This window comes from Morganella sp. HSTU-ASny43, assembly GCF_022819185.1.
Taxonomy (GTDB): Bacteria; Pseudomonadota; Gammaproteobacteria; order Enterobacterales; family Enterobacteriaceae; genus Morganella; species Morganella morganii.
Window position 1 is genome coordinate 46,118 of record NZ_WSPG01000003.1, and the last position, 25,380, is coordinate 71,497.

Consider the following 25,380-nt stretch of genomic DNA (forward strand, 5'->3'; position numbering starts at 1 on the left):
ACCGCAAGAGGATCGCGCGTGCTTGAGCGTCTTTCGTGGAAAAAAATTGTACTGGAATTACTGGTTTTCTGCCTGCCGGCACTCTTTTTGTCACTTTTTTTCGGCTATACCGGCTGGTTTCTTGCCGGTGCCCTGTTTGCCGCTGCCGTCTGGCACAGCTATAACTTACTGAAATTGTCTGACTGGCTGTGGCTGGATCGCAGTATGCTGCCACCGCCCGGCCGCAGCAGCTGGGAGCCGATTTTTTACGGTATCTACCAGCTTCAGCAGCGTAACCGCAAGCGCCGCCGTGAACTCGCCACCCTGATCAAACGCTTTCGCAGCGGGGCAGAATCCCTGCCGGATGCGGTGGTGATGATGACAGAAGACGGCAATATTTTCTGGTGTAACAAACATGCCCAGCACCTTCTCGGTTTCCGCTGGCCGGATGATAACGGGCAGCACATCTTTAACCTTCTGCGTTACCCGGATTTCAGCCGTTATCTGACTGCAGGTGACTATACCCTGCCGCTGACGCTGGAACTGAATAACGGCAGCATGATGGAATTGCGCATCATGCCGTATTCAGAAGGGCAGTTGCTGATGGTTGCCCGCGATGTGACGGAAAAACGCCGTCTTGAAAACTCGCGGCGTGATTTCTTTGCCAATGTCAGTCACGAACTGCGCACGCCGCTGACGGTTTTGCAGGGCTATCTGGAGATGCTCGCGGATCAGGATTTTGATAATCCGATGAATAAAAAAGCGATTCTGACCATGCAGGAGCAGACCCGCCGTATGGACGGCATGGTTAAACAGCTTTTGCAGCTCTCAAAAATTGAAGTGGCTGTCAAAAGCGGGCTGGATCAGGTTGTGGATGTGCCGGGGATGCTGATAATGCTTCAGCAGGAAGCCGTGACGCTCAGCCGGGGTAACCATGACATCCGCTTTGCGGTGGATGACAAACTGAAGATTTTCGGGGATGAGGAAGAGCTGCGCAGCGCCATGTCGAACCTGGTGTATAACGCGGTAAATCATACTCCGGAAAATACACGGATTGAGGTCAGCTGGGCGCTGCGTAACGGTAACGCGGTGTTCAGTGTGAAAGATAACGGTCCGGGCATTCCGGCGGAACATCTGTCCCGCCTGACTGAACGTTTTTACCGCGTGGATAAATCCCGTTCGCGGCAGACCGGCGGCTCCGGTCTGGGGCTGGCGATAGTGAAACACGCTTTACAGCATCACCACACCCATCTGGATATTACCAGCAAACCCGGGCAGGGAACGGAGTTCAGTTTTACCATTCCTGCGCGGCTTATCGCTAAGTCCTCTCATTAAAGCGGCTTTTGCCGCTTTCTTTATTTAATCGCTGCTAATTTCAGCAGATTTAAAATGTCTGATTAAAATATAAACAAATCATATAGTGTTTATTGAAGCTTACATAACAGCAATCGCTGCTTTGGAAATAGACTTCGGTATATAGTTCTGGTTTTTGCTTTGACTATTGCCTTTCTGCGCTATAAAAGTTTTACTTGTAGTGAGTTATTGGCAAATATCACTGTTTTTTAAATATAATCACTATAGTTATTAACTTAATATGAATAACGTAGTGCTAATAGAATGTTAAAACAGCAGGAGATAGCGCCGGTGACAGATCAGGGAGTTGGATTTTTATTTCCGATATTTTTATTGAATATTTCACATTAAATTAACAGTAACAGACAAAAATAATATGGCGCATCGTTTAACTTCACGAGATATTTTAGCCTTAGGTTTTATGACCTTCGCGCTGTTTGTCGGGGCGGGAAATATTATATTTCCGCCAATGGTCGGCCTTCAGGCCGGCGAAATGGTCTGGACGGCGGCAGCCGGGTTCCTGATCACCGGCGTTGGTTTACCGGTTCTGACAGTGATCGCACTTGCAAAAGTCGGTGGCGGTATTGAGGCACTCAGTACACCAGTCGGTAAATACGCCGGGCTGCTGCTGGCTGTTGTGGCCTATCTGTCCGTCGGGCCGTTGTTTGCCACGCCGCGTACAGCCACCGTTTCTTATAAAATCGGGATTGCGCCGCTGGTAGGCGGAGAATCTGATATTTCCCTGCTGATTTACAGCGTAATCTATTTTGCCTGTGTGATCGGTATTTCTCTGTATCCGGGTAAATTGCTGGACAGCGTCGGCCATGTGCTGGCACCGGTTAAAATGCTGGCTCTGGCTATCCTCGGGGTGGCTGCGGTCATGTGGCCGGCCGGTGATGCCATTATGGCAACGCCGGAGTATAAAGAAATGGCGTTCTCCAACGGGTTTATTAATGGTTATCTGACCATGGATACCCTCGGCGCAATGGTCTTCGGGATTGTCATTGTTAATGCCGCCCGTTCGCGCGGAGTGGAAAACTCCTCACTGCTGACCCGCTATACCATGTGGGCCGGGCTGATTGCCGGTGTGCTGCTGACTCTGGTCTATCTGGCACTGTTCAAATTAGGGGAAAACAGCGGGTCGATTATCCCGAACCCTGCCGATGGTGCGGAAATTCTGCATGAGTATGTCCAGTATACTTTCGGTAACTACGGCAGCTTCTTCCTGGCGGTACTGATTTTTGTGGCCTGTATGGTAACGGCGATCGGCCTGACCTGCGCCTGTGCGGAATTCTTCAGCCGTTATCTGCCGATTTCTTACCGTACTCTGGTGTGGATCCTCGGTGCGTTCTCCATGGTGATCTCCAACCTGGGGCTGAGCAAGTTGATTGCATTCTCCATTCCGGTGCTGGTATCCATTTATCCGCCGTGTATTGTGCTGATCCTGCTGAGTTTCACACTGCGTTTCTGGAAAAAACCGGGACGGGTGGTTGCGCCGGCAATGCTGGTCAGCCTGATCCTCGGGACGATGGGTGCTCTGAAAGCCACTAAAATGTTCGGCCCTTATATGCCGTCATGGATTGAGTCGCTGCCGTTCTTTAAATATGACCTGGCGTGGCTTGCGCCGTCACTGGCGGTGCTGGTGGTTTCCATTGTGGTTGATCGCCTGATGGGCGCTGAGCCGGAAGTGAATCACAAACACGCCTGATAGTCCGGATTATAAAAATACCCTGTCATGTGCGGGGTATTTTTTTGCCCGTTATTCAGGCACAAAAAAACCAGCCCGCAGGCTGGTTTTTGTATCTCTTAACTGCCGGAACTTACAGTTTGCCGGAGTTCTTTTTCAGGAAGTCAGCAACGCCTTTCGGAGATGCATTCATACCTTCCTGACCTTTTTCCCACTGTGCAGGGCATACATCGCCGTGCTCTTCGTGGAATTGCAGTGCGTCAACCATACGCAGCATTTCGTCTACGTTACGGCCCAGCGGCAGGTCGTTGACGACCTGATGACGGACAACACCGTTTTTGTCCACCAGGAAAGAACCGCGCAGAGCAACACCGGCTTCCGGAAACTCAACACCGTAAGCCCGCATGATGTCATGTTTGATATCCGCAATCATCGGATACTGAACCGGACCGATACCGCCATCGTCGATAGCAGTGTTACGCCATGCGTTATGAACAAACTCAGAGTCCATAGACACACCAATCACTTCCACACCGCGTTTTTTGAATTCTTCATAGCGGTGATCGAATGCGATCAGCTCAGAAGGGCAGACGAAAGTGAAGTCCATCGGCCAGAAGAAGATAACAGCCGGACGGCCGTTCAGGTGTTTTTTCAGATTGAAGTTATCAACAATTTCACCGTTACCCATAACGGCTGCAGCTGTAAAATCGGGGGCTTGACGGGTTACCAGAACCATAATTTACTCCTGTAAGATTATATAGAGTATGGCAATAAACAACAGACAGAATAAAGAATCCGGGGATGGTATTAAAGATCATAATACCGATTAATATAATAGGTTTTACCTATCAATAGTTCATTATTCTATCTGCTACCCGAATAAGATAGAGTTATTTGAGTAAAGTTCAAGTGCTAATTGTGTGAATGAACGTAAAAACCGTTACTGACCTGTAAACGGCTTTGTCACACTGTCCATCATCTGCGGATAGAAGCGGAAGAATATCTTTTCAAGAGACTGATAATTATCGGTAAAATCCTGATTTGTCTCCCTGAGCGCGGCAAGTTTCGGACGTCGTTTTGCCATCCCCGCCAACACCTGTCCGATATAGGGGATCTCCTGATAACGGATTAACCAGCGCTGCGGCCACATAAACTCATTCAGCTCCTGAAATTTCACCGGCGTGAACGCCAGTTGCGGTTCAATCACTGTGCGGACGTGTTGTGTGAAATCGGTCAGCGACGTTTTCGGTTCAAACTGAGACCAGTGCAGGGAAAGAAAATGATCCCAGACCACATCCAGCGTGATCGGCGCGTAGCGGCGGTATTCCGGGCGGAACAGCTGACGGGCTTCCCGCACCAGCGGGTGTGAATCGGTCAGGGTATCAATACGCCGGTGCAGCCGGATCCCCGCCGCGACCGGTGCGCTGTACTGTTCTTCCGGTGTGCCGCGGACAAAATCGGCCATCAGATTGCCGAGAAAACTGCTGTTTGCCAGTGAGGCAAGGTGGAGATGTGCGAGAAAATTCATAATACCGCAGCCTTTTATTCCGCCGTCGGCGGGTTATTTCTTGCGCCCTGCTTACCGGGGCACTAGACTATTGCGCCTGTTTTTCTTTTTGAGATGAAGCCGAGAATCTCATGCGTGTTGCCGATTTTACTTTTGAACTGCCGGACGAACTGATTGCCCGCTACCCGCAGGCGGAGCGGAGCAAGTGTCGTCTGTTATCGCTTGATGGTATCAGTGGTGAACTGAACCACGGTATCTTCACCGAAGTGCTGAATAAACTCAATCCCGGTGATCTGCTGGTATTTAATGATACCCGCGTGATCCCCGCCAGAATGTTCGGCCGCAAAGCCTCCGGCGGAAAGATTGAAGTGCTGGTGGAGCGGATGCTGGATGAGCACCGTGTACTGGCGCATGTCCGCGCATCGAAAGCACCGAAAGAGGGTGCGGAGCTGCTGCTGGGCGAAGATGAGAGCGTGAAAGCCACCATGGTGGCGCGTCACGATGCGCTGTTTGAAATCCGTTTTGATGATGAGCGCGATGTGCTGACCATTCTGAATCAGATTGGTCATATGCCGCTGCCGCCTTATATTGACCGCCCTGATGAAGAGTCGGATCGCGAGTTATACCAGACCGTGTATAATGACCGCCCCGGCGCGGTGGCCGCACCGACTGCCGGGCTGCACTTTGATGAGCCGCTGCTGGCGGCACTGCGCGAAAAAGGCGTGGAAATGGCCTTTGTCACCCTGCATGTCGGGGCGGGGACTTTCCAGCCGGTGCGTGTGGATAACATCGAAGATCACATCATGCACTCCGAATATGCGGAAGTGCCGCAGAATGTGGTTGATGCCGTGCTGGCGTGTAAAGCGCGGGGTAATAAAGTGATTGCGGTCGGCACAACATCCGTGCGCTCCCTGGAAAGTGCGGCGAAAGCGGCACAGGATGCACTGATAGCGCCATTCTTTGATGATACCCAAATCTTTATTTATCCGGGATATGAGTATCAGGTGGTGGATGCGCTGATCACCAATTTCCATCTGCCGGAATCCACGCTGATTATGCTGGTTTCCGCCTTTGCCGGTTATCAGCACACCATGCAGGCGTATGAAGCGGCGGTGCGTGAACGTTACCGTTTCTTCAGCTACGGGGATGCGATGTTTATTACCCGCAACCCGCAGGCGAAATTTGAAAAAGTTGGTCACGACGACTGATATACTACAGAATTATTGATCCGGCAGATTTCAGCGACTGCTGACTGACTGCCGCTAATTAAACATCATCAGACTGTTTTTCTGATGCCGGAGGTTTTGTGAAATATGAACTGCAGACGACAGACGGCCGTGCGCGCCGTGGTCGCTTAATTTTTGATCGTGGCGTTGTTGAAACCCCTGCATTTATGCCGGTGGGGACTTATGGCACAGTGAAAGGGATGACACCGGAAGAAGTGAAAGAGACCGGTGCGCAAATCTTATTAGGCAACACGTTCCATCTGTGGCTGCGTCCCGGTCAGGAAATTATGAAACTGCACGGCGATCTGCATGACTTTATGCAGTGGAAAGGCCCGATTCTGACTGACTCCGGCGGTTTCCAGGTGTTCAGCCTGGGCGCAATGCGCAAAATCAAAGAAGAAGGTGTCCATTTCCGTAACCCGATCAACGGTGAAAAAATCTTCTTAAGTCCTGAAAAATCGATGGAAATTCAGTACGATCTCGGGTCTGATATCGTGATGATTTTTGACGAGTGCACACCGTATCCGGCGGACTGGGACTACGCGAAGAAATCCATGGAAATGTCTCTGCGCTGGGCTAAACGCAGCCGTGACCGTTTCGATGAGCTGGGTAACCCGAATGCGCTGTTCGGTATCATCCAGGGCAGTGTTTACGAAGATTTACGCGATGTGTCTGTGAAAGGACTGGTGGAAATCGGATTTGATGGGTACGCTGTGGGCGGTCTGGCTGTCGGCGAGCCGAAAGAAGATATGCACCGGATTCTCGAGCATGTCTGTCCGCAGATCCCGGAAGATAAACCGCGCTATTTAATGGGCGTGGGTAAACCGGAAGATCTGGTGGAAGGTGTGCGCCGCGGTATTGATATGTTCGACTGCGTGATGCCGACCCGTAATGCCCGTAACGGTCATCTGTTTGTGACGGACGGCGTGGTAAAAATCCGTAATGCGAAGTATAAATCAGATACATCGCCGCTGGATGCGGAATGTGACTGCTATACCTGCCGCAATTATACGCGTGCTTACCTGCATCATTTGGATCGCTGTAATGAAATCCTTGGCGCGCGCTTAAATACCATTCATAATCTGCGCTACTATCAGCGTCTGATGGCGGGTATCCGGCAGGCAATTGAAGAAGGCCGTCTGGAAGCATTTGCCGCTGAATTTTATCAGCGGATCGGGAAACCCGTTCCGCCGTTAAGTGAGTGATTTCCCCGAAACGGGATCACCCGGTGGTGTATAACATAGGCGATACACCACCGGCAGGTTTATCTGCCTGATAATTATGTGAATAACAAGAGGATAGTTTGATGAGTTTTTTCATTTCTGACGCAGTAGCATCAACCGGTGCAGCCGCTTCTCAGGGCAGCCCGATGTCTCTGATTGTTATGCTGGTCGTTTTCGTGCTGATTTTCTACTTCATGATCCTGCGCCCGCAACAGAAACGTGCTAAATCACACAAGCAATTAATGGACTCCATCACCAAAGGTGATGAAGTGTTAACTACCGGTGGTCTGATCGGTCGTGTGGCTAAAGTGTCTGACACCGGCTACATCGTTCTGGAACTGAACGAAACAACTGAAGTAACCATCAAACGTGATTTCGTCGCAGCAGTTTTACCGAAAGGTACACTGAAGGCGCTGTAATCTTCCTGTAGTATGATTTTCCCGAAGGGACTGCCGTGTTAAACCGTTATCCTTTGTGGAAGTATCTGATGCTGATCGCTGCGATCCTCATCGGTTTGCTTTATGCGCTTCCAAACCTGTATGGAGAGGATCCGGCTGTTCAAATCACTGGCGCGCGGGGAACCGCCGCCAATGAACAGACCCTGGATCAGGTCCGGACCATTTTAGAAAAAGATCAGATCGCGAGTAAGTCGGTCGCACTGGAAAACGGTGTGATACTTGCCCGTTTCTCAAATCCTGATATCCAGTTACGTGCCCGTGAAGAGCTGGTGAAAGGCTTAGGTGAGCAATATGTTGTTGCCCTGAACCTTGCCCCGGCGACACCGAAATGGCTGACCGCCGTGGGTGGCGAGCCGATGAAACTGGGTCTCGACCTGCGTGGTGGTGTTCACTTCCTGATGGAAGTGGATATGGAAACCGCGCTGGGTAAACTGCAGGAGCAGAACCTCGACGGTATCCGCTCGCTGCTGCGTGAAAACAGCATTCCGTTTGCGTCTGTCCGCAAATCAGCGGATTACGGCGTGGAAGTCCGCTTCCGTGATGATGCATCACGTTCCGAAGCCAGCTCGCTGTTATCTAAACGCCTGCGCGATTTAGTCTTCAAAGACGGTACAGATAACACGCTGACCGCCGTAATGAGCGACCAGCGCTTAAGTGAAGCGCGCAGCTATGCTGTCATGCAGAACATCACTATCCTGCGTAACCGTGTTAACCAGCTCGGTGTTGCCGAGCCGCTGGTACAGCGTCAGGGTGCGGACCGCATCGTGGTGGAATTACCGGGTATTCAGGACACCGCACGGGCGAAAGAAATCCTCGGGGCAACTGCCACCCTGGAATTCCGTCTGGTCAACGGTGCTGTTGACCCTGCCGCTATCGAAGCAGGCCGTATCCCGGGTGACACTGAAGTGAAATACACCCGTGACGGACGCAAAGTCGCCCTGTACAAGCGTGTGATTCTGACCGGTGACCACATTACTGACTCCACTTCACAGAGTGATGAGTACGGTCAGCCGCAGGTCAGCATCTCGCTCGACAGCGCCGGTGGTAACACCATGTCCGATTTTACCAAGGATAACCTGTATAAGCCGATGGCGACCCTGTTTGTCGAATATAAAGACAGCGGGCGTAAAGATGCCGCAGGCCGCTCAATCCTTGAGAAAAACGAAGAAGTTATCAACATTGCCAATATTCAGTCCCGTTTAGGATCAAACTTCCGTATCACCGGGATTGATAATGCCAATGAAGCACGTCAGTTATCACTGCTGCTGCGTGCCGGTGCCCTGATTGCACCAATCCAGATTGTGGAAGAGCGGACCATCGGGCCGACTCTGGGTCTGCAGAATATCGAGCAGGGCCTGGAAGCATGTCTGTGGGGGCTGATGGCCTCAATTCTGTTCATGGTGATCTACTACCGTAAATTCGGTCTGATCGCGAGCAGCGCGTTACTGGCGAACCTTATCCTGATTGTCGGGGTGATGTCGCTGTTACCGGGCGCTACGCTGACCATGCCGGGGATTGCGGGGATCGTGCTGACCCTTGCGGTTGCGGTTGATGCGAACGTTCTGATAAACGAACGTATCAAAGAGGAACTGCGCAACGGGCGTTCTGTCCAGCAGGCAATCCATGAAGGGTACAAAGGCGCCTTCTCAAGTATTATCGACGCAAACTTAACCACACTGATTACTGCTGTCATTCTTTACGCGGTCGGTACCGGTTCGATTAAAGGGTTTGCGATTACGACAGCCATTGGTGTGGCAACCTCCATGTTTACAGCGATTATCGGTACACGTGCCATCGTGAACCTGCTGTATGGCGGTAAACGTATTAATAAGCTGTCTATTTAAGGAGCACGTTGTGGCACAGGATTATACTGTTGAACAATTAAACCACGGCCGCAGAGTCTATGACTTTATGCGCTGGGACAACGTGGCATTTACCATCTCGGCACTGCTGCTGATTGCCTCTGTGGCAATCATCGGCGTGAAAGGGTTTAACTGGGGTCTGGACTTCACCGGCGGTACCGTCATTGAAGTTAACTTCAGCCAGCCGGCAGATCTGGATAAAATCCGTGATACCGTTGCGCAGGCCGGGTTTAAAGATCCGCTGATCCAGAACTTCGGCAGCAGCCGTGACATCATGGTACGTCTGCCGCCGGCAGAAGGTACTGCGGGTCAGGAACTGGGTAAAACCGTTATCAATGTGATCAATAAAAACATTGATGAGAGTGCGGTGGTCAAACGTATCGAGTTCGTCGGCCCGAGTGTGGGTGCGGAACTGGCTCAGACCGGCGCAATGGCGCTGATCGCGGCATTAATCTGTATCCTGATCTATGTGGCGATGCGGTTTGAATGGCGTCTGGCGTTAGGTGCGGTTATCGCGCTGGCGCACGACGTTATCATCACCCTCGGCGTACTGTCGCTGTTCCATATTGAGATTGACCTGACCATTGTGGCATCCCTGATGTCGGTTATCGGTTACTCACTGAACGACAGCATCGTGGTATCTGACCGTATCCGTGAGAACTTCCGCAAAATCCGCCGTGGTACCTCGTATGAGATCATGAACGTTTCCCTGACTCAGACGTTAAGCCGTACCATTATGACATCGGCAACCACCCTGTTAGTGGTTCTGATGCTCTATATCTTCGGTGGTGCAATGCTGAAAGGCTTCTCGCTGGTCATGCTGATTGGTGTGTCTATCGGTACGATTTCCTCAATCTACGTGGCGTCTGCGCTGGCCCTGAAACTGGGTATGAAGCGTGAGCACCTGATTGTGCAGAAAGTGGAAAAAGAAGGCGCGGACCAGGAATCTATCCTGCCGTAATTTCTGCCGCGAAAAAACATAAAACACCCTGCATGTGCATGCATGCAGGGTGTTTTTTATGTATAAACAGGGTAAACTACCGCAACAGTTCATTGACCCGCAGGATAATTTATGCATTGCCCGTTTTGCTCCGCCGTTGATACCAAAGTCATCGACTCACGCCTGGTGGGTGATGGTTCTCAGGTCCGCCGCCGCCGTCAGTGCCTGGAATGCCACGAACGTTTTACCACGTTTGAGGTCGCCGAGCTGGTGATGCCGCGTGTGGTCAAAAGTGATGACAGCCGAGAACCGTTTGACGAAGAAAAACTGCGCCGCGGTATGCAGAAGGCGCTGGAAAAACGCCCCGTCAGCTCTGACGATATCGAAACCTCCCTCAGTCACATCAAATCGCAGTTACGGGCTACCGGCGAACGGGAAGTCTCTGCTAAGTTTGTCGGCGAACTGGTGATGAGCGAGCTGAAAAAGCTGGATAAAGTCGCGTATATCCGCTTTGCGTCGGTTTACCGCAGTTTTGAGGATATCCGTGAATTCGGCGAGGAAATTGCCCGCCTGCAGGACTGAACATGATGCATTCTGATGAATTTTATATGGCCCGCGCCCTTGAACTGGCGGCGCTGGGTCGTTTTACCACAGCGCCGAACCCGAATGTCGGCTGTGTGATTGTCCGTGACGGCGAAATCGTTGGTGAAGGTTACCATCAGCGTGCCGGTGAACCGCATGCGGAAGTGCATGCGCTGCGCATGGCCGGTGATAAAGCCCGTGGCGCCACCGCGTATGTCACACTGGAGCCGTGCAGTCACCACGGCCGTACACCGCCGTGTGCCGAAGCGCTGATAAATGCCGGCGTCAGCCGGGTGGTGGCCGCCATGCAGGATCCGAATCCGCAGGTGGCCGGACGCGGACTGTTTAAACTGCGCGAAGCCGGTATTGAGGTCAGCCACGGCGTACTGATGCAGGAAGCCGAAGCGCTGAATAAAGGCTTCTTTAAACGGATGCGCACCGGTTTCCCGTATATTCAGTTGAAAATGGCGGCCTCGATCGACGGAAAAACCGCATTAGCCAATGGTGAAAGTCAGTGGATCACCTCAAAAGCCGCGCGGCAGGATGTGCAGCAGTTCCGGGCACAGGCCGGGGCGATTTTATCCACCAGTGCCACGGTTCTGGCAGATGATCCGGGCCTGACTGTCCGCCATGCGGATTTCCCGGCATCGTTGCAGCAGAGCTATCCGGAGACGGATATCCGTCAGCCGGTGCGGATTATCACAGACAGCCGTCAGCGGGTGACCGCTCAGCACCGTGTCACACAATTGCCGGGCAGTTGCTGGCTGGCGCGGATCGCTTCTCAGCCGGATAACTGGCAGGGTGACGTTGAGGAAATGATCCTGCCGGAGAACGGCTGTGGTGTTGATTTGGTTCTGCTGATGATGCAGCTCGGCAAACGCAATATTAATCATATCTGGACAGAGTGCGGCTCACATATGGCGGGCGCACTGCTGAAAGCCGGACTGGCGGATGAAATCGTGCTTTATCTGGCACCGAAGATTCTGGGCAGTGATGCGCAGGATCTCTTTACACTGCCGCCGCTTGCGCATCTGCGTGATGCGCCGCAGTTGCGGATCGACGACTGCACGATGGTCGGGCCGGATCTCCGCCTGCGGCTGACCCCGGTTTATTAACCTCTGAATTTACGCCGGAATTTAATTTTTATTCCGGAGTTTGAAAAACACAGGCGCGGTGACGGAAAGAATGTGATAAAATCCGCGCCCCGCAGTATGAAACTCGTAAGAAGGAAAGGCTATGAACGTCATTAAAGGTGTTGTCAGTGCGCCGGGTGCGCGTATCGCCATCGCAATTGCCCGCTTTAACAACTTCATCAACGACAGCCTGTTAGACGGTGCGGTTGATGCGCTTGAGCGTATTGGCCAGGTCTCCTCTGAGAACATTACAACGGTCTGGGTGCCGGGTGCTTATGAACTGCCTCTGGCAGTGAAAACACTGGCTGATACCGGAAAATATGACGCTATTATTGCACTGGGTACTGTTATCCGCGGCGGCACCGCACATTTTGAATATGTGTCCGGTGAATGCAGCTCCGGGTTATCTGCCGTTGCGATGAACAGCTCGATTCCGGTTACTTTCGGGGTGCTGACCACCGAAAATATTGAACAGGCCATTGAACGTGCGGGAACCAAAGCCGGTAACAAAGGGGCGGAAGCCGCGATGACCGCGCTGGAAATGATTAATGTAATTAAAGCCATCAAAGGCTGAATCCGGATTTTAGTAAGGGGATATGTGTGAAACCTGCAGCTCGTCGTCGTGCTCGTGAATGTGCCGTTCAGGCGCTTTATTCGTGGCAGTTATCCGGCAATAATATTGCGGATGTTGAATCAGAATTTCTGTCAGAGCAGGATGTCAAAGACGTTGATGTCGCCTATTTTCGTGAGCTGTTCTTCGGTGCGGCAACGAATGCGGTGCGCCTTGATGCACTGATGGCTCCGTACCTCTCCCGCCAGCTGGAGGAGTTAGGTCAGGTGGAAAAAGCGGTTCTGCGTCTGGCGATGTATGAATTAAGCTACCGTGAGGATGTCCCTTACAAAGTGGTTATCAACGAAGCGATTGAACTGGCAAAAGTGTTCGGCGCGGAAGAGAGCCACAAATTTGTCAATGGCGTGCTTGATAAAGCCGCGCCAAATGCCCGCAGAAAGTAATCATCTGATACTTTTATGCAAGGACATAAATGACATGATATAAAAGAGGCCGGTTTAACCGGCCTTTTGTCTTTATCTGATTGCGGAATTTCTGATTATGGCTTGTGGTGAATTTGATCTCATCCGGCGTTTTTTTGACCGGCAGCACTATTACCGCCGGGACGTTGAACTGGGTATCGGGGATGATTGCGCTCTGATGACCGTAGCGGAAAAACAGCAGGTTGCTGTCAGCACGGATACCCTGGTGTCCGGTATTCATTTTCTGCCTTCCGTTTCTGCCCGTGATTTGGCGTGGAAATCCCTTGCTGTGAATTTAAGTGATCTGGCCGCTATCGGTGCGGATCCGGCCTGGGTTTCCCTGGCGCTGACACTGCCGTCCATTGATGAAGCGTGGCTGGGTGAGTTCAGCGACAGCTTCTTTGAGCAACTGAATTATTACGGTATGCAGTTAATCGGCGGCGATACCACACGCGGCCCGATGAGCCTGACATTGACGGTTCATGGTCTGGTCCCGGCCGGGCGGGCGATGAAACGCGCCGGTGCCCGTAACGGCGACTGGATCTATGTCACCGGCACACTGGGTGACAGTGCCGCCGGACTGGCGATTTTACTGGGTGAGCTGCAGCCCGAAGACCCGGCACACAAAGAATATCTGCTGAAACGCCATCTGCGTCCGCAGCCGCGTATCCTGCAGGGACAGGCGCTGCGCGATCTCGCATCCTCTGCGATAGATATCTCTGACGGGCTGATTTCCGATCTCGGCCATATCCTGAAAGCCAGCCGCTGCGGTGCCAGGATTGAACTGGATAACTTACCGATGTCTGAGGCACTGAAAGCCTGTTCATCACCGGAGCAGGCTCTCGCCCGTGCACTGGCGGGCGGTGAGGATTATGAACTGTGCTTTACCGTTCCGGAAATCAATCGTGGCGCACTGGAAATGGCACTGGCACACACCGGCGCACCTTTCTGCTGTATCGGGCAGATGAAACCGGAGAGTGACGGCATCCGCTATTTCAGTAAAGGTGAGGAAGTAAAACCGGCCCTGAGCGGGTTTGACCACTTTGCGGTGAAAGCGGCTGCGGAGTAAGCGGCAAAGACATTATTGATGACATAAAAAACCCTGCATCAGCAGGGTTTTTTGTGTCCGGAAGGATAATCAGGCTTTTGCCAGGTACGCTTCGATGGACTTCTGAATATGCTCTGCATCCAGGCCCATATCGCTGCGGATCTCTTCCTGGTCGCCCTGCGGCACATAGCTGTCCGGCAGGCCGATATTGAGCACGGGCACCGGCTTGCGCTGCGCCATCAGGAATTCATTCACACCGCTGCCAGCACCGCCCATAACGGCGTTTTCCTCGACAGTCACCAGTGTGTCATGGCTCGCTGCCATCTCCAGGATCAGGGCTTCATCCAGCGGTTTGACAAAACGCATATCCACCACGGTGGCATTCAGGTTTTCTGCCGCTTTCAGGACTTCTTCCAGCAGGGTACCGAAGACCAGAATTGCGGTTTTCTCCCCTTCACGGCGCACAACACCTTTACCGATCTCAATCTGAGTCAGTGGCTGGAGTGTGGCACCACAGCCGCCGCCGCGCGGATAACGCACCGCAACCGGGCCTTTGCCGTAGTGATAACCGGTGTGCAGCATCTGGCGGCACTCGTTTTCATCACTCGGGGTCATGATCACCATGTTCGGCAGGATGCGCAGGAAGGAGAGATCAAACGCGCCCTGGTGTGTCGGACCGTCGTTGCCGACAATCCCGGCGCGGTCGATAGCAAACAGGACCGGCAGTTTCTGGATCGCGACATCGTGGATCACCTGATCGTAGGCGCGCTGCAGGAAGCTGGAGTAAATCGCAACAACCGGCTTGTAACCACCGATAGCCAGTCCGGCGGCAAAGGTGACGGAGTGCTGTTCAGCAATCGCGACATCAAAATACTGATCCGGGAAGGATTTGGAGAAGCGTACCATACCGGAACCTTCGCGCATGGCAGGGGTGATCGCCATCAGTTTCGGGTCGTGCTCTGCTTCTTCACACAGCCAGTCACCGAAGATTTTTGAGAAGGTCGGTTTGGACGATTTACTTTTCGGCAGTGTGCCGGTTGACGGATCAAACTGCGGTACGGCGTGCCAGCTGATCGGATCTTTTTCAGCCGGTTCATAACCGCGCCCTTTTTTCGTCATAATATGCAGGAACTGAGGACCTTTCAGGTCACGCATATTTTTCAGGGTCTGGATCAGTGCCAGTACATCGTGTCCGTCTACCGGCCCGATGTAATTGAAGCCCAGCTCTTCAAAGAAGGTGCTCGGCACCACCATGCCTTTGATGTGTTCTTCGGTTTTCTTCAGCAGATCCTTGATAGGAGGCAGGCCGGAGAACACTTTCTTTCCGCCTTCACGCAGTGTGGTGTAGAGCTTGCCGGAAAGCAGCTGCGCCAGGTGGTTGTTGAGGGCACCGACGTTTTCGGAGATGGACATCTCGTTGTCGTTGAGGATCACCAGCATGTCGGATTTGATATCCCCGCCGTGGTTCATTGCCTCAAAGGCCATACCGGCGGTGATCGCGCCGTCGCCGATCACACAGACGGTTTTGCGGTTGCGTCCCTCACGGGCAGCGGCAACCGCCATCCCGACACCGGCACTGATGGAGGTGGAGGAGTGACCAACACTCAGAACATCATATTCACTCTCTTCACGCCACGGGAAAGCATGCAGCCCGTTTTTATGGCGGATGGTGTCAATGCGGTCACGGCGCCCGGTCAGGATCTTGTGCGGATAGGCCTGGTGGCCGACATCCCAGATCAGGTTATCAAACGGAGTCTGATAGACATAATGGAGTGCCACGGTCAGTTCAATCGTGCCGAGACCGGAGGCAAAATGCCCGCTGGAACGGCTGACGCTGTTTAACAGATATTGCCGCAGTTCATCGCAGAGTTTCGGTAAACTCTCTTTCGGTAACAGACGCAAATCATCAGGCGTCTCAACGAGTGCCAAAGTCGGATATTTAGCGATATCAATACTCATGTAATGCTCACTAATTCTTATTAAAGTTTCTGAAAATACCGGAACGTGCCGGACGGATTAGCTGTTACGTTCAATCACAAAATTAGCAAGTTCACGCAGGGTTGCTGTGTTGTAATGATGTTCTTCAAGCTGTGAAAGCGCAGCCAGTGATTCCTGATAAAGCGCCTGTGCTTTATCCTGAGCCGCTTTCAGCCCGAGCAGTGACGGATATGTGCTCTTCCCGTGAGCGGCGTCGCTGCCCTGGCTTTTTCCGATCACATCCGTATGACCGATAACATCCAGAATGTCATCCTGAACCTGAAACGCCAGGCCGATAGCCTGTGCGTAAGTGTCGAGAGCCGGTAATACGGCATAGCCTGCTTCACCGGCACTCATCGCGCCCATACGGACGGAAGCACGGATTAAAGCACCGGTCTTATGGTTATGTATTTGTTCCAGCGCATGAATACCGATGTTTTTTCCTTCCGCTGCCAGATCAAGTGCCTGGCCGCCGCACATTCCGCCAAGACCGGCGGCATCCGCCAGTTCGGCGATCATCGCCAGACGGTCCTGCGGGCGGACATCCGGCATCGGCCGGGCGGCGAGAATTGCAAATGCCTGGGTTTGCAGGGCATCCCCCGCCAGAATAGCATTCGCTTCACCAAAGGCGACGTGGCAGGTTGGTTTGCCGCGGCGCAGTGTGTCGTCATCCATGGCCGGTAAATCGTCATGGATCAGGGAATAGGCGTGAATGCACTCAATGGCTGCTGCCGGGGCATCCAGGTTTTCAGCCGTCACACCAAACATTTCACCGGTGGCGTACACCAGGAACGGGCGCAGACGTTTTCCGCCGAGCAGGGCGCCGTAATGCATGGCTTTACCCATGTCGGTGGCGGCGAACGGCAGTGTGGTCAGGATCTCATCAAGAACGTGATCAACACGCTCTCTGGCCTGTGTCAGTTGGTTGCGGAATGTTTCGGGAGTTTGTTCTGGCATGGTCATTCTCGTTCACACAGGAACCGCCGGATCCGGGCGGTCAGTCGTTTTCAGGTGTAAAATCGCTCAGCGGGGCGTTTTCATCATCATTCAGCAGGATCTGAACCCGCTGTTCGGCTGCCATCAGGGTTTTCTGGCTGGTGCGGGTCAGTGCGATACCGCGTTCAAACTCGGCCAGGGCTTCTTCCAGCGGCAGGTTACCCGCTTCCAGACGGGTGACGATCCCTTCAAGGGCATCGAGTGATGCTTCAAAGCTCAGTGCATCGGTTTTCGTTGCGGATGTTTTTTTGGTCATGGTCTGTTTTTCAGTGATGTTGCATTTATGTCGCAAATAATTCCTAGTTTACACTTTTCAGTGAAAATTGTGCCTTTCATTTACGATTTTTACGGGGCAGATCGAGATATGGTGATATACTGCCGCCTTTCAATTTCATCAACGGGGATTGCCGCTGCCTGACACCGGCTGCTCCGTCCTTTGCAAATCAAGCCGATAGCCAGTAAACCGTTATGAAGTTTATCATTAAATTATTTCCTGAAATTACCATCAAAAGCCAGAGTGTCCGCCTGCGCTTTATTAAAATTCTGACCAGTAACATCCGTAATGTGCTTAAAGATCTGGCCGAAGACGTGGCGGTTGTCCGTCACTGGGACTATCTTGAAGTCCGCGTGAAGAAAGAAGAGCTTGGCGAAGGTGTGGCTGACCGCCTGACCCGTATTCCCGGTATCCACCATATTTTACAGGTGGAAGAGCGCGCATTTACCGATCTGCATAATATTTATGAGCAGACCTTCGAAATGTATGCCGCATCACTGGAAAACAAAACCTTTTGTGTCCGCGCCAAGCGCCGTGGTAAGCACCCGTTCAGTTCCATTGAGCTGGAGCGCTATGTCGGCGGCGGCCTGAACCAGCATATTCCGTCCGCGAAGGTAAAACTGACGCATCCGGATGTGACGGTGAATCTGGAAGTGGAAGATGACAAACTGATCCTCGTGGTACGCCGTCTGGAAGGGATCGGTGGTTTCCCGATCGGGACTCAGGAAGATGTGCTGTCTCTGCTCTCCGGCGGGTTCGATTCCGGTGTCTCCAGCTATATGCTGATGCGCCGCGGCTGCCGTGTTCACTACTGCTTCTTTAATTTAGGCGGTGCGGCACATGAAATCGGTGTGAAACAGGTGGCGCATTACCTGTGGAACCGCTTCGGCAGCTCGCACAAAGTCCGCTTTGTGGCGGTGAATTTTGAGCCGGTAGTGGCGGAAATTCTGGAAAAAGTGGATGACGGCCAGATGGGCGTGGTGCTCAAGCGGATGATGGTCCGTGCGGCATCCCGTGTCGCGGAACGCTATGGCGTGCAGGCGATTGTGACCGGCGAGGCGCTGGGACAGGTTTCCAGCCAGACGCTGACTAACCTGCGCATGATCGACAACGCGACAGACACCCTGGTGCTGCGTCCGCTGATCTCACACGACAAAGAAACCATTATCAATCTTGCCCGTCAGATCGGTACTGAAGATTTTGCCCGTACCATGCCGGAATTCTGCGGCGTGATCTCGAAAAACCCGACTGTGAAAGCGGTGAAAGAGAAAATCGAAGCCGAAGAAGAGAAATTCGATTTTGCGATTCTGGATGATGTGGTGCTCAACGCGCAGAACATGGATATCCGTGTGATCGCGCAGCAGAGTGAGCAGCAGGTTACTGAAGTGGAGATGGTATCAGAACTGTCTGCCACGGATGTGGTGCTGGATATCCGCTCGCCGGATGAACAGGAAGCGCATCCGCTGAAAATTGAGGGAACGGAAGTGCGCACACTGCCGTTCTACAAGCTCAGCACTCAGTTCGGTGATTTACCGGCGGAGACCACTTATCTGCTCTACTGCGATCGCGGGGTGATGAGCCGTCTGCAGGCGATGTATCTGGCAGAGCAGGGCTATACCAATGTGAAGGTGTATCGTCCCTGAGTCGCAGCTGTCATTTATTTCTGAACCCCGCCTCTGTGGAGGCGGGGTTTTTTATTGTCTTTTTTCAGAGTTTAAGGGATACCGTTGTGCCGGTTCCGGCACTATGCTGTCCGGCAGCAACCTATATTACTGACGGGGTTTCAGAATGAAAAACAGTGCGCTTCAGGCACCGGCAAGCCGTTTTGTCTATGTTATTGTTATTGTGGTGGCGCTCCTTCAGGGGCTTACACTGAATGCAACATCCGATTACCTTATCCGCAGTTCGTGGCAGGTGCCGGGGTCGCTGGTCTGGCTGCCGATGCTGCTGGCGCTGTTTGTGCCGTCGGTATTCAGTTATCTGATTAACCGTTTTTCTTCGGCGGCACTCTGGGCAGGGCTGCTGCTGACTGCCGTTCTCTGTGTCTGGATGAATTTCTGGTATCTGAGTGAGGCAACGGCGGGCCACACCCGTGAGCTCTCTTCACTCATTCCTCTGATGGTACTGCTGTTCTGGCTGATTCTGCCGTGGTTTCAGTTGCGGCAGTTGTCCGGCTCGTGGAACCCGGATTATGCGCTGTTGACAGAGCAGTATGTCAGAAATACCGTGCTGGGTGCGCTGGCGGGGCTTATCGGCCTGCTGGTGATGGGAATGCTGTTTCTGGCGGTTTACCTGTTCCGGATTGTGAATCTGGAATTTCTCAGTGACTGGCTGAATGATTCTCTGTATTTCTGGATGAGTTTTTGTCTCGGATTCAATATCAGCCTTGTGTTTATCCGCACGGTATTCACCTTCAGCACCGGAAAAATCGCCGGTTATGTGGCGCGGGTACTGCTACCGCTGCTGACCGTGATCGGTGTGATTGCGGCAGGCGGATTGCTGTTATCCTTGGTGACCGGCGTCCGTGTCAGCGGGCTGGGTTCATTCACCATGATCTGGTTTGTTTCGCTGAATATCCTGCTGCTGAATCTGGTTTACGGTAATGAATGTGTGCCACGCTTCCGTTCATGGCTCAACGGACTGGTATTGGCTGGTGTGCTGTTGCTGAACGTTTTTTCGCTGTTATCGGTTTACGGCATTCTGGTGCGTGTTAATCAGTACAGCTGGAGTATTGATCGGTTATACGGATTTTGTATCGCACTGTTTCTGGCGATGGTTGTGCTGGCGTACAGCGCGGCACTGTTATGGAAACGCAGCGGATGGGCAGTATTGCTCGGGGCGGTCAACAAAGCCGGATTACTGATACTGATGGCGATTATCCTGGTGATCAGCAGTCCGCTGGCGGATTTTAAACAGATCACGGCAAACAGTATTCTGGCGGGTATTGAAAAGGGCAGAATCAAAGTCACCTCTGATATCCGCTATACCCTGGAAGACCTGGGTAAACGGGGAGAGGCGGTACTCGCGATGCTGAATGAAAATCCGGAATACAGTAAAGCACTGACATACTCCTCTTATGATCAGGATAACCGCCGGACACTGCGGGAGGTAATGCTCACAGTAGCGGGCAGCCCGGCGCTGCCGGAATCCTGGTGGGAAGGAAAATATGATGTGACACGCGCCTGGTTCTGTACTGAATCCTCCGCAGGCGGGGAGTGTCTCGGCTTTATGGCGGATGCGGATGGCGACGGACAGGATGATGCGCTGGTCTGTGTCAGCGGTTATTCTGATTTATCGTTCTATTGTCAGATCTGGCAGCAAGCCACGGAAGTCACAGACGGTCAGCCGGATAAACAGGTCTGGGAAGAGCGTGATTACCAGGATATTCAGTATGCCTCTGAAGAAGAGAAGCAGGCGGCCTGGGCAGCGCTGAAAGCGGGACATTATTCACTGAAACCCAAAGTCTGGATGATGGTGGTTCCGGAGCCTGAAAAGGGTGCAGAACCGGAACAGGCTCCTGAGGTAATACAGGAGCCCGCAACACCGGCTCCGCTTGTTATTCAGCCCTGATCAGCCAGCGTGCGGTAAGGGGTATCCTGATAATCCCATATCCCCGGCGGCAGTACTAATTCTGCCGCCACTTTTGCTGCGGTTTCCTGTCCGCAAAGACGCTCTGTCAGACGCAGGGCAAAATCGATGGCGGTGGCCGGGCCCTGGCTGGTAAGCAGGTTAACGCGCTCATCAAAATAGACCCGCTGATTGACCCACTGTTTTGCCGGTATTTTATCTTCCAGTGCCGGATAGCCGGTCATATTGCCGAGCGGAAACAGGTTGTGGGTCACCAGAATGACAGACGGCGCTGCGCAGATAGCGGCAACAATGTGCCCGTCACAATGCATACGGCGGATTTTTTCAATCACCAGCGGGCTGTCACGCAGATTCTCCGCACCTTTCAGGCCACCCGGCAGCACAATGGCATCAAACGGGGTGTCCGCTACCCGCACCAGCGGTACATCAGCCATAATGCGGATCCCGCGTGAACCGGTGACCAGACAGCTGCCGTCATCATTGGCACTGGCGAGTGTGACCGTCACACCGGCACGGACCAGCAGATCAGCGGTGGTGACGGTTTCGGTTTCTTCGCAGCCGTCAGCGAGACAAATGAGAACTGAAGGGGGCATTTTGTTCCTCTTTTTGTTTGACGAGGCTGTAAACGTGAATATGCTCCGGCAGCAGGATCCCGTGATAACGGGCGCGTTGCAGCAGATAGCCGGTGATGTAATCAATTTCGGTATAACGGCCGTAAAGAATATCCCGGCGCATGGATGAGCTGTGATCGGCGGTTTTTTCAATCACATGAAGAATGTATTCATAGATATCATCACCGTCAGTGTGGATCCCTTCACGCAGCATCACTTCAGCAGCTTCATCACACAGCACACGGATTTGCGGCAGGTGCGCCATTAGTCCGCCGTTTTTGCAGTCATAGATAACGGTGAGCGGGGAAATGACACAGTTTACGGCGAGTTTTTGCCAGCTGGCCGCATCGATTTCATCATGCCAGGCTACGTCCGGCAGTGCATCATGCAGAATATCCGCCAGATGGCCGTAATGACGGGCGCGTTCATTCACAGGACCAATGTGGGTCAGTCCCCGGCGGCTGTGATGCAGCAGACCGTTTTCTTCATATGCGCCGTGGGAGGTGATGCCGGTCAGCAGAGGATTCGGGCAGCGGGACAACTCACGCGCCACACCCATACCATTGTGCAGCAGTAACACCGGGCAGGATTCCGGTATCTGCGGCAGCAGCTGATTTACGGCTTCGGAGGTTTGCCAGGCTTTCAGGCAAACCAGTAATAATTCGGTTTGTGCGAGGAATTCCGGATCGTTTGTGGTAAATTGCCCGTAAAACGGCTCTCCGTTCAGAGAGTCAATATTCACATTCAGGTAGGGCTGGGGAATACGCATCCATCCCTGCACCTCATGATTGCCTGACAGTGCAGCGAGCCAGAGTTTCCCGATTGCGCCGCAACCCAGTACTGTTATTTTCATAAGGACTCCGGACAGCGAAAAAGATGTGAGCAATATCACTGAATAGTACCACTTTTTGTCCGTTTGCACCTTAGTAAATATAGCGGGAAATATAGTGCTTTTGTTGGTTTGATAAACCCGGTATTATGCCGGTCAGTTGAATATAGGGAGGTCTTCCGATGCCATCATTTGATATTGTTTCTGAAGTTGAATTACATGAAGTGCGCAATGCCGTGGAAAACGCACAGCGTGAAGTGACCAGTCGCTGGGATTTCCGCAACATTACCGCCACGATTGAGCTCAATGAGAAAAATAACAGTGTTAAAATGACCAGTGAATCTGATTTCCAGGTCAATCAGCTGGTTGATATTATGCGGGAAAAACTGGCGAAACGCGGAATCGACGGTGCGTCTCTGACGGTACCGGATGAGATTGTTCACAGCGGTAAGCTGTACAGTGTTGAGGCAACCCTGTTACAGGGGATCGATGCTGCACTGGCGAAAAAAATCGTCAAGCTGATCAAAGACAGCAAACTCAAAGTGCAGGCGCAAATCCAGGGAGAAGAAGTCCGTGTGACCGGCAAATCCCGTGATGATTTACAGTCTGTTATGGCACTGGTACGCGAAGGGAAACTGGGGCAGCCTTTCCAGTTCAAAAACTTCCGCGACTGAGTGTTATCCGGCAGCCTGCATCAGCATGGTTGCCGGTTCCTGTCAGCCCTGTAAAACGGCTTCGAGTTGTTTGCGGTTTGACAGTCTGGTATCCGTTTTCACATACACCGCCCGTTCCTGCGCAATAATCACCACATCACGCACACCCGGCTGTCCGCGTAATTTCACGGCAATATCCGGATTATTCACGTCATTTTCCGGTAACTCCAGACGCAGGCTGCTGACATACGGCGGCTGACGCAGTGTCAGACTGACAGCCAGCCAGATAAGTGTCAGTATGAGACCACCGCCGAAAACCGTTACCGCACCATTGATGCCGTAGAGCAGGCCGCCGAGGCTGCCGCCCAGCGCCACACCGATAAACTGGCTGGTGGAGTAGATCCCCATCGCCGTCCCTTTGTAGCCCGCCGGTGCTTCTTTGCTGATCAGTGACGGCAGAATTGCCTCCATGACATTGAAGGCGATAAAGAAAATCTGTAATCCACCGTAAAGCAGCCACAGATTTTTGCCTGCCAGCAGAAACACGATTTCTGCCAGCGCCATCATAACCACGCAACTGACAAAAACCTGCTTCATTTTGCGGTATTTTTCCGCATAAATAATAAACGGCAGCACAGACACAAAGGCAATCAGCATCGTGTACAGATACGCCTTCCAGTGGGATTCCCGCGCCAGCCCAGCATCACTCATTACCAGAGGAAGCGCGACAAAGGTGGCCATCAGCAGGGTGTGCAGGGCGAGGATCCCGAAATTCAGCCGGGCGAGCTGTTTATCCATCAGCACCTGTTTAATCGCACCTTTTACCACGGCGGTTTCCCGGTTCTGGCGGTGCTCTTTGTTGTCCGGCACCACATACAGGGTGATGAGGATCCCGAAAAAGGCGAGCAGGGCAATGCCCCAGAACAGGCCGGACAGACCGACGATATCCGCCAGTACCGGGCCGAGTACCAGAGCGACCGCAAAGGTTACCCCGATACTGATACCGATAAACGCCATCGCTTTAGTGCGGTTCTGTTCACGGGTGGTATCGGACAGTAACGCCATGACGGCGGCGGAGATCGCCCCTGCGCCCTGGAGTGCCCGTCCGGCAATCACGCCGTAGATAGAGTGGCTGAGTGCGGCAACAATACTACCCGCCATAAAAATAATCAGCCCGCCGACAATCAGCGGCTTGCGGCCGATTTTGTCAGAAAGCAGGCCGAAGGGGATCTGGAAGATGGCCTGGGTCAGGCCGTAGACACCAATGGCAAAGCCTATCAGGGTGCTGGTGGCGTCTTTAAAATCGAGTCCGAACGTGGTGATAACAGGCAATACCATGAACATGCCGAGCATGCGCAGAGAAAATACCGAGCCTAACCCCCAGGTCGTACGACGCTCAAGCGGGGTCATTTTATTATCGTTCATGGGATAACCTCAAAAAGACAGACACCACATTCTAATGAGATTTGTGGTTTTTACTAAACACAAAATGGCAGGGGAGCCCTGCCATTTTGTTATTACAGAAAGTGTGTATTAACGACTGTAGGCCAGCAGAACATCACCGGAGACGCTCGGGTCAACAGACATCATCACACTGAGTGACGTGATAGCGACAATGGAGAACACGAACAACTTACGCGCCCAGACACGATCATTGGTTGTCTTATAGCCCGATAACGCCATACCCAGCCACCAGACACTGACTGCCGCGGCGACAATCAGGTATTTATATCCCGCATACCCGCTGATGGCGAGCATCAGTGTGGCAAACATAAAGGCGATGATGTACAGGATAATGTGGTTTTTCGCCACAGAAATACCTTTAATCACCGGCAGTACAGGGATATTGGCCGCCTGGTAATCTTTGAAACGGAAGATGGCAATCGCGTAGGAGTGCGGCATCTGCCATAAACTGAAGATTAACAGCAGGATCAGTGCGCCGGTATCAAACTGGCCTGTCACTGCGCAGTAGCCGATAACCGGTGGTGCGGCACCGGACAGGCTGCCGACCAGTGTGCCGTAGACCGATTTGCGTTTCATGTACAGGCTGTAAACCCCGACATAAACCACAAAACCGACAACAGCAATCAGCATTGCCACCACATTGGCTGCCACTAACAGCAGCGCCATGCCGGCAATACCCAGCACAGAGGCATAAACCAGACTGATTTTCGGGTCAATAAGCCCTCTTACCAGAGGGCGGTTTTTCGTGCGTTCCATGACGGAGTCGATGTCGCGGTCAATGTAATTGTTAAAAACACAACCGGAGGCCACGACCAGCGAGACACCGAGCAATGTCGCAATGAACAGAGGGTAATCAATGTCACCTTTGGAGGCGAGCAGGAATCCCCCGACCACAGAAATTAAATTTCCGAAAATAATTCCCGGTTTGGTCACTTGCAGGTATTGCTTCATCATATCG

General features: G+C 52.7%; 24 protein-coding genes. 15 read left to right on the forward strand and 9 right to left on the reverse strand.

The window, feature by feature from the left end; genetic code table 11:
- The first annotated feature begins 18 nt into the window (after positions 1 to 18).
- Positions 19 to 1,314 carry a phosphate regulon sensor histidine kinase PhoR gene (gene phoR / locus GN208_RS02465; RefSeq protein WP_004240423.1) on the forward strand — a complete coding sequence of 432 codons (1,296 nt, stop codon included), beginning with the start codon at positions 19 to 21 and terminating at the stop codon, positions 1,312 to 1,314.
- A 394-nt stretch (positions 1,315 to 1,708) separates the two neighbouring features.
- Positions 1,709 to 3,040, forward strand: coding sequence for a branched-chain amino acid transport system II carrier protein (gene brnQ / locus GN208_RS02470; RefSeq protein WP_015422964.1), 1,332 nt, complete (start codon positions 1,709 to 1,711; stop codon positions 3,038 to 3,040).
- 112 nt (positions 3,041 to 3,152) lie between these two features.
- Here the strand turns inward: brnQ and GN208_RS02475 are convergent, their stop codons facing one another.
- Together GN208_RS02475 and GN208_RS02480 are read right to left on the reverse strand one after the other, a co-directional pair.
- Complete coding sequence (locus tag GN208_RS02475) at positions 3,153 to 3,755, reverse strand: peroxiredoxin C (RefSeq protein ID WP_004240420.1); 603 nt, start codon at positions 3,753 to 3,755, stop codon at positions 3,153 to 3,155.
- Positions 3,756 to 3,959: 204 nt separating this feature from the next.
- On the reverse strand, positions 3,960 to 4,547 hold the full coding sequence (locus tag GN208_RS02480) for an ACP phosphodiesterase (RefSeq protein WP_004236418.1): 588 nt from the start codon (positions 4,545 to 4,547) through the stop codon (positions 3,960 to 3,962).
- Positions 4,548 to 4,657: 110 nt separating this feature from the next.
- On the opposite strand from GN208_RS02480, the gene queA reads away from it, so the two are divergent.
- From queA to thiL, 10 genes are all read left to right on the forward strand, one after another.
- Positions 4,658 to 5,734 (forward strand): tRNA preQ1(34) S-adenosylmethionine ribosyltransferase-isomerase QueA, encoded by a 1,077-nt coding sequence (gene queA / locus GN208_RS02485; protein WP_004236420.1) that lies wholly within the window; start codon positions 4,658 to 4,660, stop codon positions 5,732 to 5,734.
- Positions 5,735 to 5,832: 98 nt separating this feature from the next.
- The gene (gene tgt, locus GN208_RS02490; RefSeq protein WP_004240418.1) at positions 5,833 to 6,957 is read left to right on the forward strand and encodes a tRNA guanosine(34) transglycosylase Tgt; all 1,125 of its coding nucleotides are present in this window, start codon (positions 5,833 to 5,835) and stop codon (positions 6,955 to 6,957) included.
- A gap of 101 nt (positions 6,958 to 7,058) precedes the next feature.
- A complete protein-coding gene (yajC, locus tag GN208_RS02495; protein WP_004236424.1) occupies positions 7,059 to 7,394 on the forward strand; it encodes a preprotein translocase subunit YajC in 336 nt (111 codons plus the stop codon).
- A 35-nt stretch (positions 7,395 to 7,429) separates the two neighbouring features.
- Positions 7,430 to 9,277: a protein translocase subunit SecD gene (gene secD, locus GN208_RS02500; RefSeq protein ID WP_004240417.1), complete on the forward strand. Its 1,848-nt coding sequence runs from the start codon at positions 7,430 to 7,432 to the stop codon at positions 9,275 to 9,277.
- Positions 9,278 to 9,287: 10 nt separating this feature from the next.
- Positions 9,288 to 10,256, forward strand: coding sequence for a protein translocase subunit SecF (gene secF, locus GN208_RS02505; RefSeq protein WP_004240415.1), 969 nt, complete (start codon positions 9,288 to 9,290; stop codon positions 10,254 to 10,256).
- Between the two features lie 111 nt (positions 10,257 to 10,367).
- Entirely contained in the window at positions 10,368 to 10,817 is a 450-nt protein-coding gene (gene nrdR / locus GN208_RS02510) for a transcriptional regulator NrdR (protein WP_004236428.1), read from the forward strand.
- Between the two features lie 5 nt (positions 10,818 to 10,822).
- The gene (gene ribD / locus GN208_RS02515) at positions 10,823 to 11,932 is read left to right on the forward strand and encodes a bifunctional diaminohydroxyphosphoribosylaminopyrimidine deaminase/5-amino-6-(5-phosphoribosylamino)uracil reductase RibD (protein ID WP_048884253.1); all 1,110 of its coding nucleotides are present in this window, start codon (positions 10,823 to 10,825) and stop codon (positions 11,930 to 11,932) included.
- A 121-nt stretch (positions 11,933 to 12,053) separates the two neighbouring features.
- Positions 12,054 to 12,524, forward strand: coding sequence for a 6,7-dimethyl-8-ribityllumazine synthase (gene ribE / locus GN208_RS02520; RefSeq protein ID WP_004236430.1), 471 nt, complete (start codon positions 12,054 to 12,056; stop codon positions 12,522 to 12,524).
- A gap of 26 nt (positions 12,525 to 12,550) precedes the next feature.
- A complete protein-coding gene (nusB, locus tag GN208_RS02525) occupies positions 12,551 to 12,964 on the forward strand; it encodes a transcription antitermination factor NusB (RefSeq protein WP_004240412.1) in 414 nt (137 codons plus the stop codon).
- A gap of 97 nt (positions 12,965 to 13,061) precedes the next feature.
- A complete protein-coding gene (gene thiL / locus GN208_RS02530) occupies positions 13,062 to 14,051 on the forward strand; it encodes a thiamine-phosphate kinase (RefSeq protein WP_004240411.1) in 990 nt (329 codons plus the stop codon).
- Positions 14,052 to 14,120: 69 nt separating this feature from the next.
- Here the strand turns inward: thiL and dxs are convergent, their stop codons facing one another.
- The 3 genes from dxs to xseB are packed head-to-tail and all read right to left on the reverse strand — an operon-like array spanning position 14,121 to position 17,259.
- Positions 14,121 to 15,989: a 1-deoxy-D-xylulose-5-phosphate synthase gene (dxs, locus tag GN208_RS02535; RefSeq protein WP_004236434.1), complete on the reverse strand. Its 1,869-nt coding sequence runs from the start codon at positions 15,987 to 15,989 to the stop codon at positions 14,121 to 14,123.
- Between the two features lie 57 nt (positions 15,990 to 16,046).
- Positions 16,047 to 16,970 (reverse strand): (2E,6E)-farnesyl diphosphate synthase, encoded by a 924-nt coding sequence (gene ispA / locus GN208_RS02540; protein WP_004236435.1) that lies wholly within the window; start codon positions 16,968 to 16,970, stop codon positions 16,047 to 16,049.
- A 34-nt stretch (positions 16,971 to 17,004) separates the two neighbouring features.
- Complete coding sequence (gene xseB, locus GN208_RS02545; protein WP_004236437.1) at positions 17,005 to 17,259, reverse strand: exodeoxyribonuclease VII small subunit; 255 nt, start codon at positions 17,257 to 17,259, stop codon at positions 17,005 to 17,007.
- Between the two features lie 212 nt (positions 17,260 to 17,471).
- Here xseB and thiI point away from each other — a divergent pair, with 212 nt between their 5' ends.
- Both thiI and GN208_RS02555 read left to right on the forward strand, forming a co-directional pair.
- On the forward strand, positions 17,472 to 18,920 hold the full coding sequence (thiI, locus tag GN208_RS02550; protein WP_004236438.1) for a tRNA uracil 4-sulfurtransferase ThiI: 1,449 nt from the start codon (positions 17,472 to 17,474) through the stop codon (positions 18,918 to 18,920).
- A gap of 145 nt (positions 18,921 to 19,065) precedes the next feature.
- On the forward strand, positions 19,066 to 20,847 hold the full coding sequence (locus GN208_RS02555; RefSeq protein ID WP_004236439.1) for a DUF4153 domain-containing protein: 1,782 nt from the start codon (positions 19,066 to 19,068) through the stop codon (positions 20,845 to 20,847).
- Here the strand turns inward: GN208_RS02555 and yajL are convergent.
- Positions 20,838 to 21,458: a protein deglycase YajL gene (gene yajL / locus GN208_RS02560; protein ID WP_004236440.1), complete on the reverse strand. Its 621-nt coding sequence runs from the start codon at positions 21,456 to 21,458 to the stop codon at positions 20,838 to 20,840. The two genes, GN208_RS02555 and yajL, sit on opposite strands and share 10 nt — an antisense overlap.
- Positions 21,427 to 22,329 carry a 2-dehydropantoate 2-reductase gene (gene panE, locus GN208_RS02565; RefSeq protein ID WP_004236441.1) on the reverse strand — a complete coding sequence of 301 codons (903 nt, stop codon included), beginning with the start codon at positions 22,327 to 22,329 and terminating at the stop codon, positions 21,427 to 21,429. The genes yajL and panE overlap by 32 nt, the downstream gene beginning before the upstream one ends.
- Positions 22,330 to 22,487: 158 nt before the next feature.
- Here panE and GN208_RS02570 point away from each other — a divergent pair, with 158 nt between their 5' ends.
- Positions 22,488 to 22,979: a YajQ family cyclic di-GMP-binding protein gene (locus GN208_RS02570; protein ID WP_004236442.1), complete on the forward strand. Its 492-nt coding sequence runs from the start codon at positions 22,488 to 22,490 to the stop codon at positions 22,977 to 22,979.
- Between the two features lie 42 nt (positions 22,980 to 23,021).
- Here the strand turns inward: GN208_RS02570 and GN208_RS02575 are convergent, their stop codons facing one another.
- A complete protein-coding gene (locus GN208_RS02575) occupies positions 23,022 to 24,383 on the reverse strand; it encodes an MFS transporter (protein WP_004236443.1) in 1,362 nt (453 codons plus the stop codon).
- A gap of 108 nt (positions 24,384 to 24,491) precedes the next feature.
- Positions 24,492 to 25,376 carry a heme o synthase gene (cyoE, locus tag GN208_RS02580; RefSeq protein ID WP_004236444.1) on the reverse strand — a complete coding sequence of 295 codons (885 nt, stop codon included), beginning with the start codon at positions 25,374 to 25,376 and terminating at the stop codon, positions 24,492 to 24,494.
- Positions 25,377 to 25,380 lie beyond the last annotated feature (4 nt).

Bases quoted from the DNA above. Each gene is read 5' to 3' on its own strand.
- GN208_RS02475 (WP_004240420.1), bottom strand. From the start codon at position 3,755: ATGGTTCTGGTAACCCGTCAAGCCCCCGATTTTACAGCTGCAGCCGTT.
- yajL (WP_004236440.1), bottom strand. From the start codon at position 21,458: ATGCCCCCTTCAGTTCTCATTTGTCTCGCTGACGGCTGCGAAGAAACC.
- thiL (WP_004240411.1), top strand. From the start codon at position 13,062: ATGGCTTGTGGTGAATTTGATCTCATCCGGCGTTTTTTTGACCGGCAG.
- queA (WP_004236420.1), top strand. From the start codon at position 4,658: ATGCGTGTTGCCGATTTTACTTTTGAACTGCCGGACGAACTGATTGCC.
- GN208_RS02555 (WP_004236439.1), top strand. From the start codon at position 19,066: ATGAAAAACAGTGCGCTTCAGGCACCGGCAAGCCGTTTTGTCTATGTT.
- panE (WP_004236441.1), bottom strand. From the start codon at position 22,329: ATGAAAATAACAGTACTGGGTTGCGGCGCAATCGGGAAACTCTGGCTC.
- ribE (WP_004236430.1), top strand. From the start codon at position 12,054: ATGAACGTCATTAAAGGTGTTGTCAGTGCGCCGGGTGCGCGTATCGCC.
- nrdR (WP_004236428.1), top strand. From the start codon at position 10,368: ATGCATTGCCCGTTTTGCTCCGCCGTTGATACCAAAGTCATCGACTCA.
- cyoE (WP_004236444.1), bottom strand. From the start codon at position 25,376: ATGATGAAGCAATACCTGCAAGTGACCAAACCGGGAATTATTTTCGGA.
- brnQ (WP_015422964.1), top strand. From the start codon at position 1,709: ATGGCGCATCGTTTAACTTCACGAGATATTTTAGCCTTAGGTTTTATG.
- ribD (WP_048884253.1), top strand. From the start codon at position 10,823: ATGCATTCTGATGAATTTTATATGGCCCGCGCCCTTGAACTGGCGGCG.
- yajC (WP_004236424.1), top strand. From the start codon at position 7,059: ATGAGTTTTTTCATTTCTGACGCAGTAGCATCAACCGGTGCAGCCGCT.
- GN208_RS02570 (WP_004236442.1), top strand. From the start codon at position 22,488: ATGCCATCATTTGATATTGTTTCTGAAGTTGAATTACATGAAGTGCGC.
- ispA (WP_004236435.1), bottom strand. From the start codon at position 16,970: ATGACCATGCCAGAACAAACTCCCGAAACATTCCGCAACCAACTGACA.
- thiI (WP_004236438.1), top strand. From the start codon at position 17,472: ATGAAGTTTATCATTAAATTATTTCCTGAAATTACCATCAAAAGCCAG.
- xseB (WP_004236437.1), bottom strand. From the start codon at position 17,259: ATGACCAAAAAAACATCCGCAACGAAAACCGATGCACTGAGCTTTGAA.
- GN208_RS02575 (WP_004236443.1), bottom strand. From the start codon at position 24,383: ATGAACGATAATAAAATGACCCCGCTTGAGCGTCGTACGACCTGGGGG.
- GN208_RS02480 (WP_004236418.1), bottom strand. From the start codon at position 4,547: ATGAATTTTCTCGCACATCTCCACCTTGCCTCACTGGCAAACAGCAGT.
- dxs (WP_004236434.1), bottom strand. From the start codon at position 15,989: ATGAGTATTGATATCGCTAAATATCCGACTTTGGCACTCGTTGAGACG.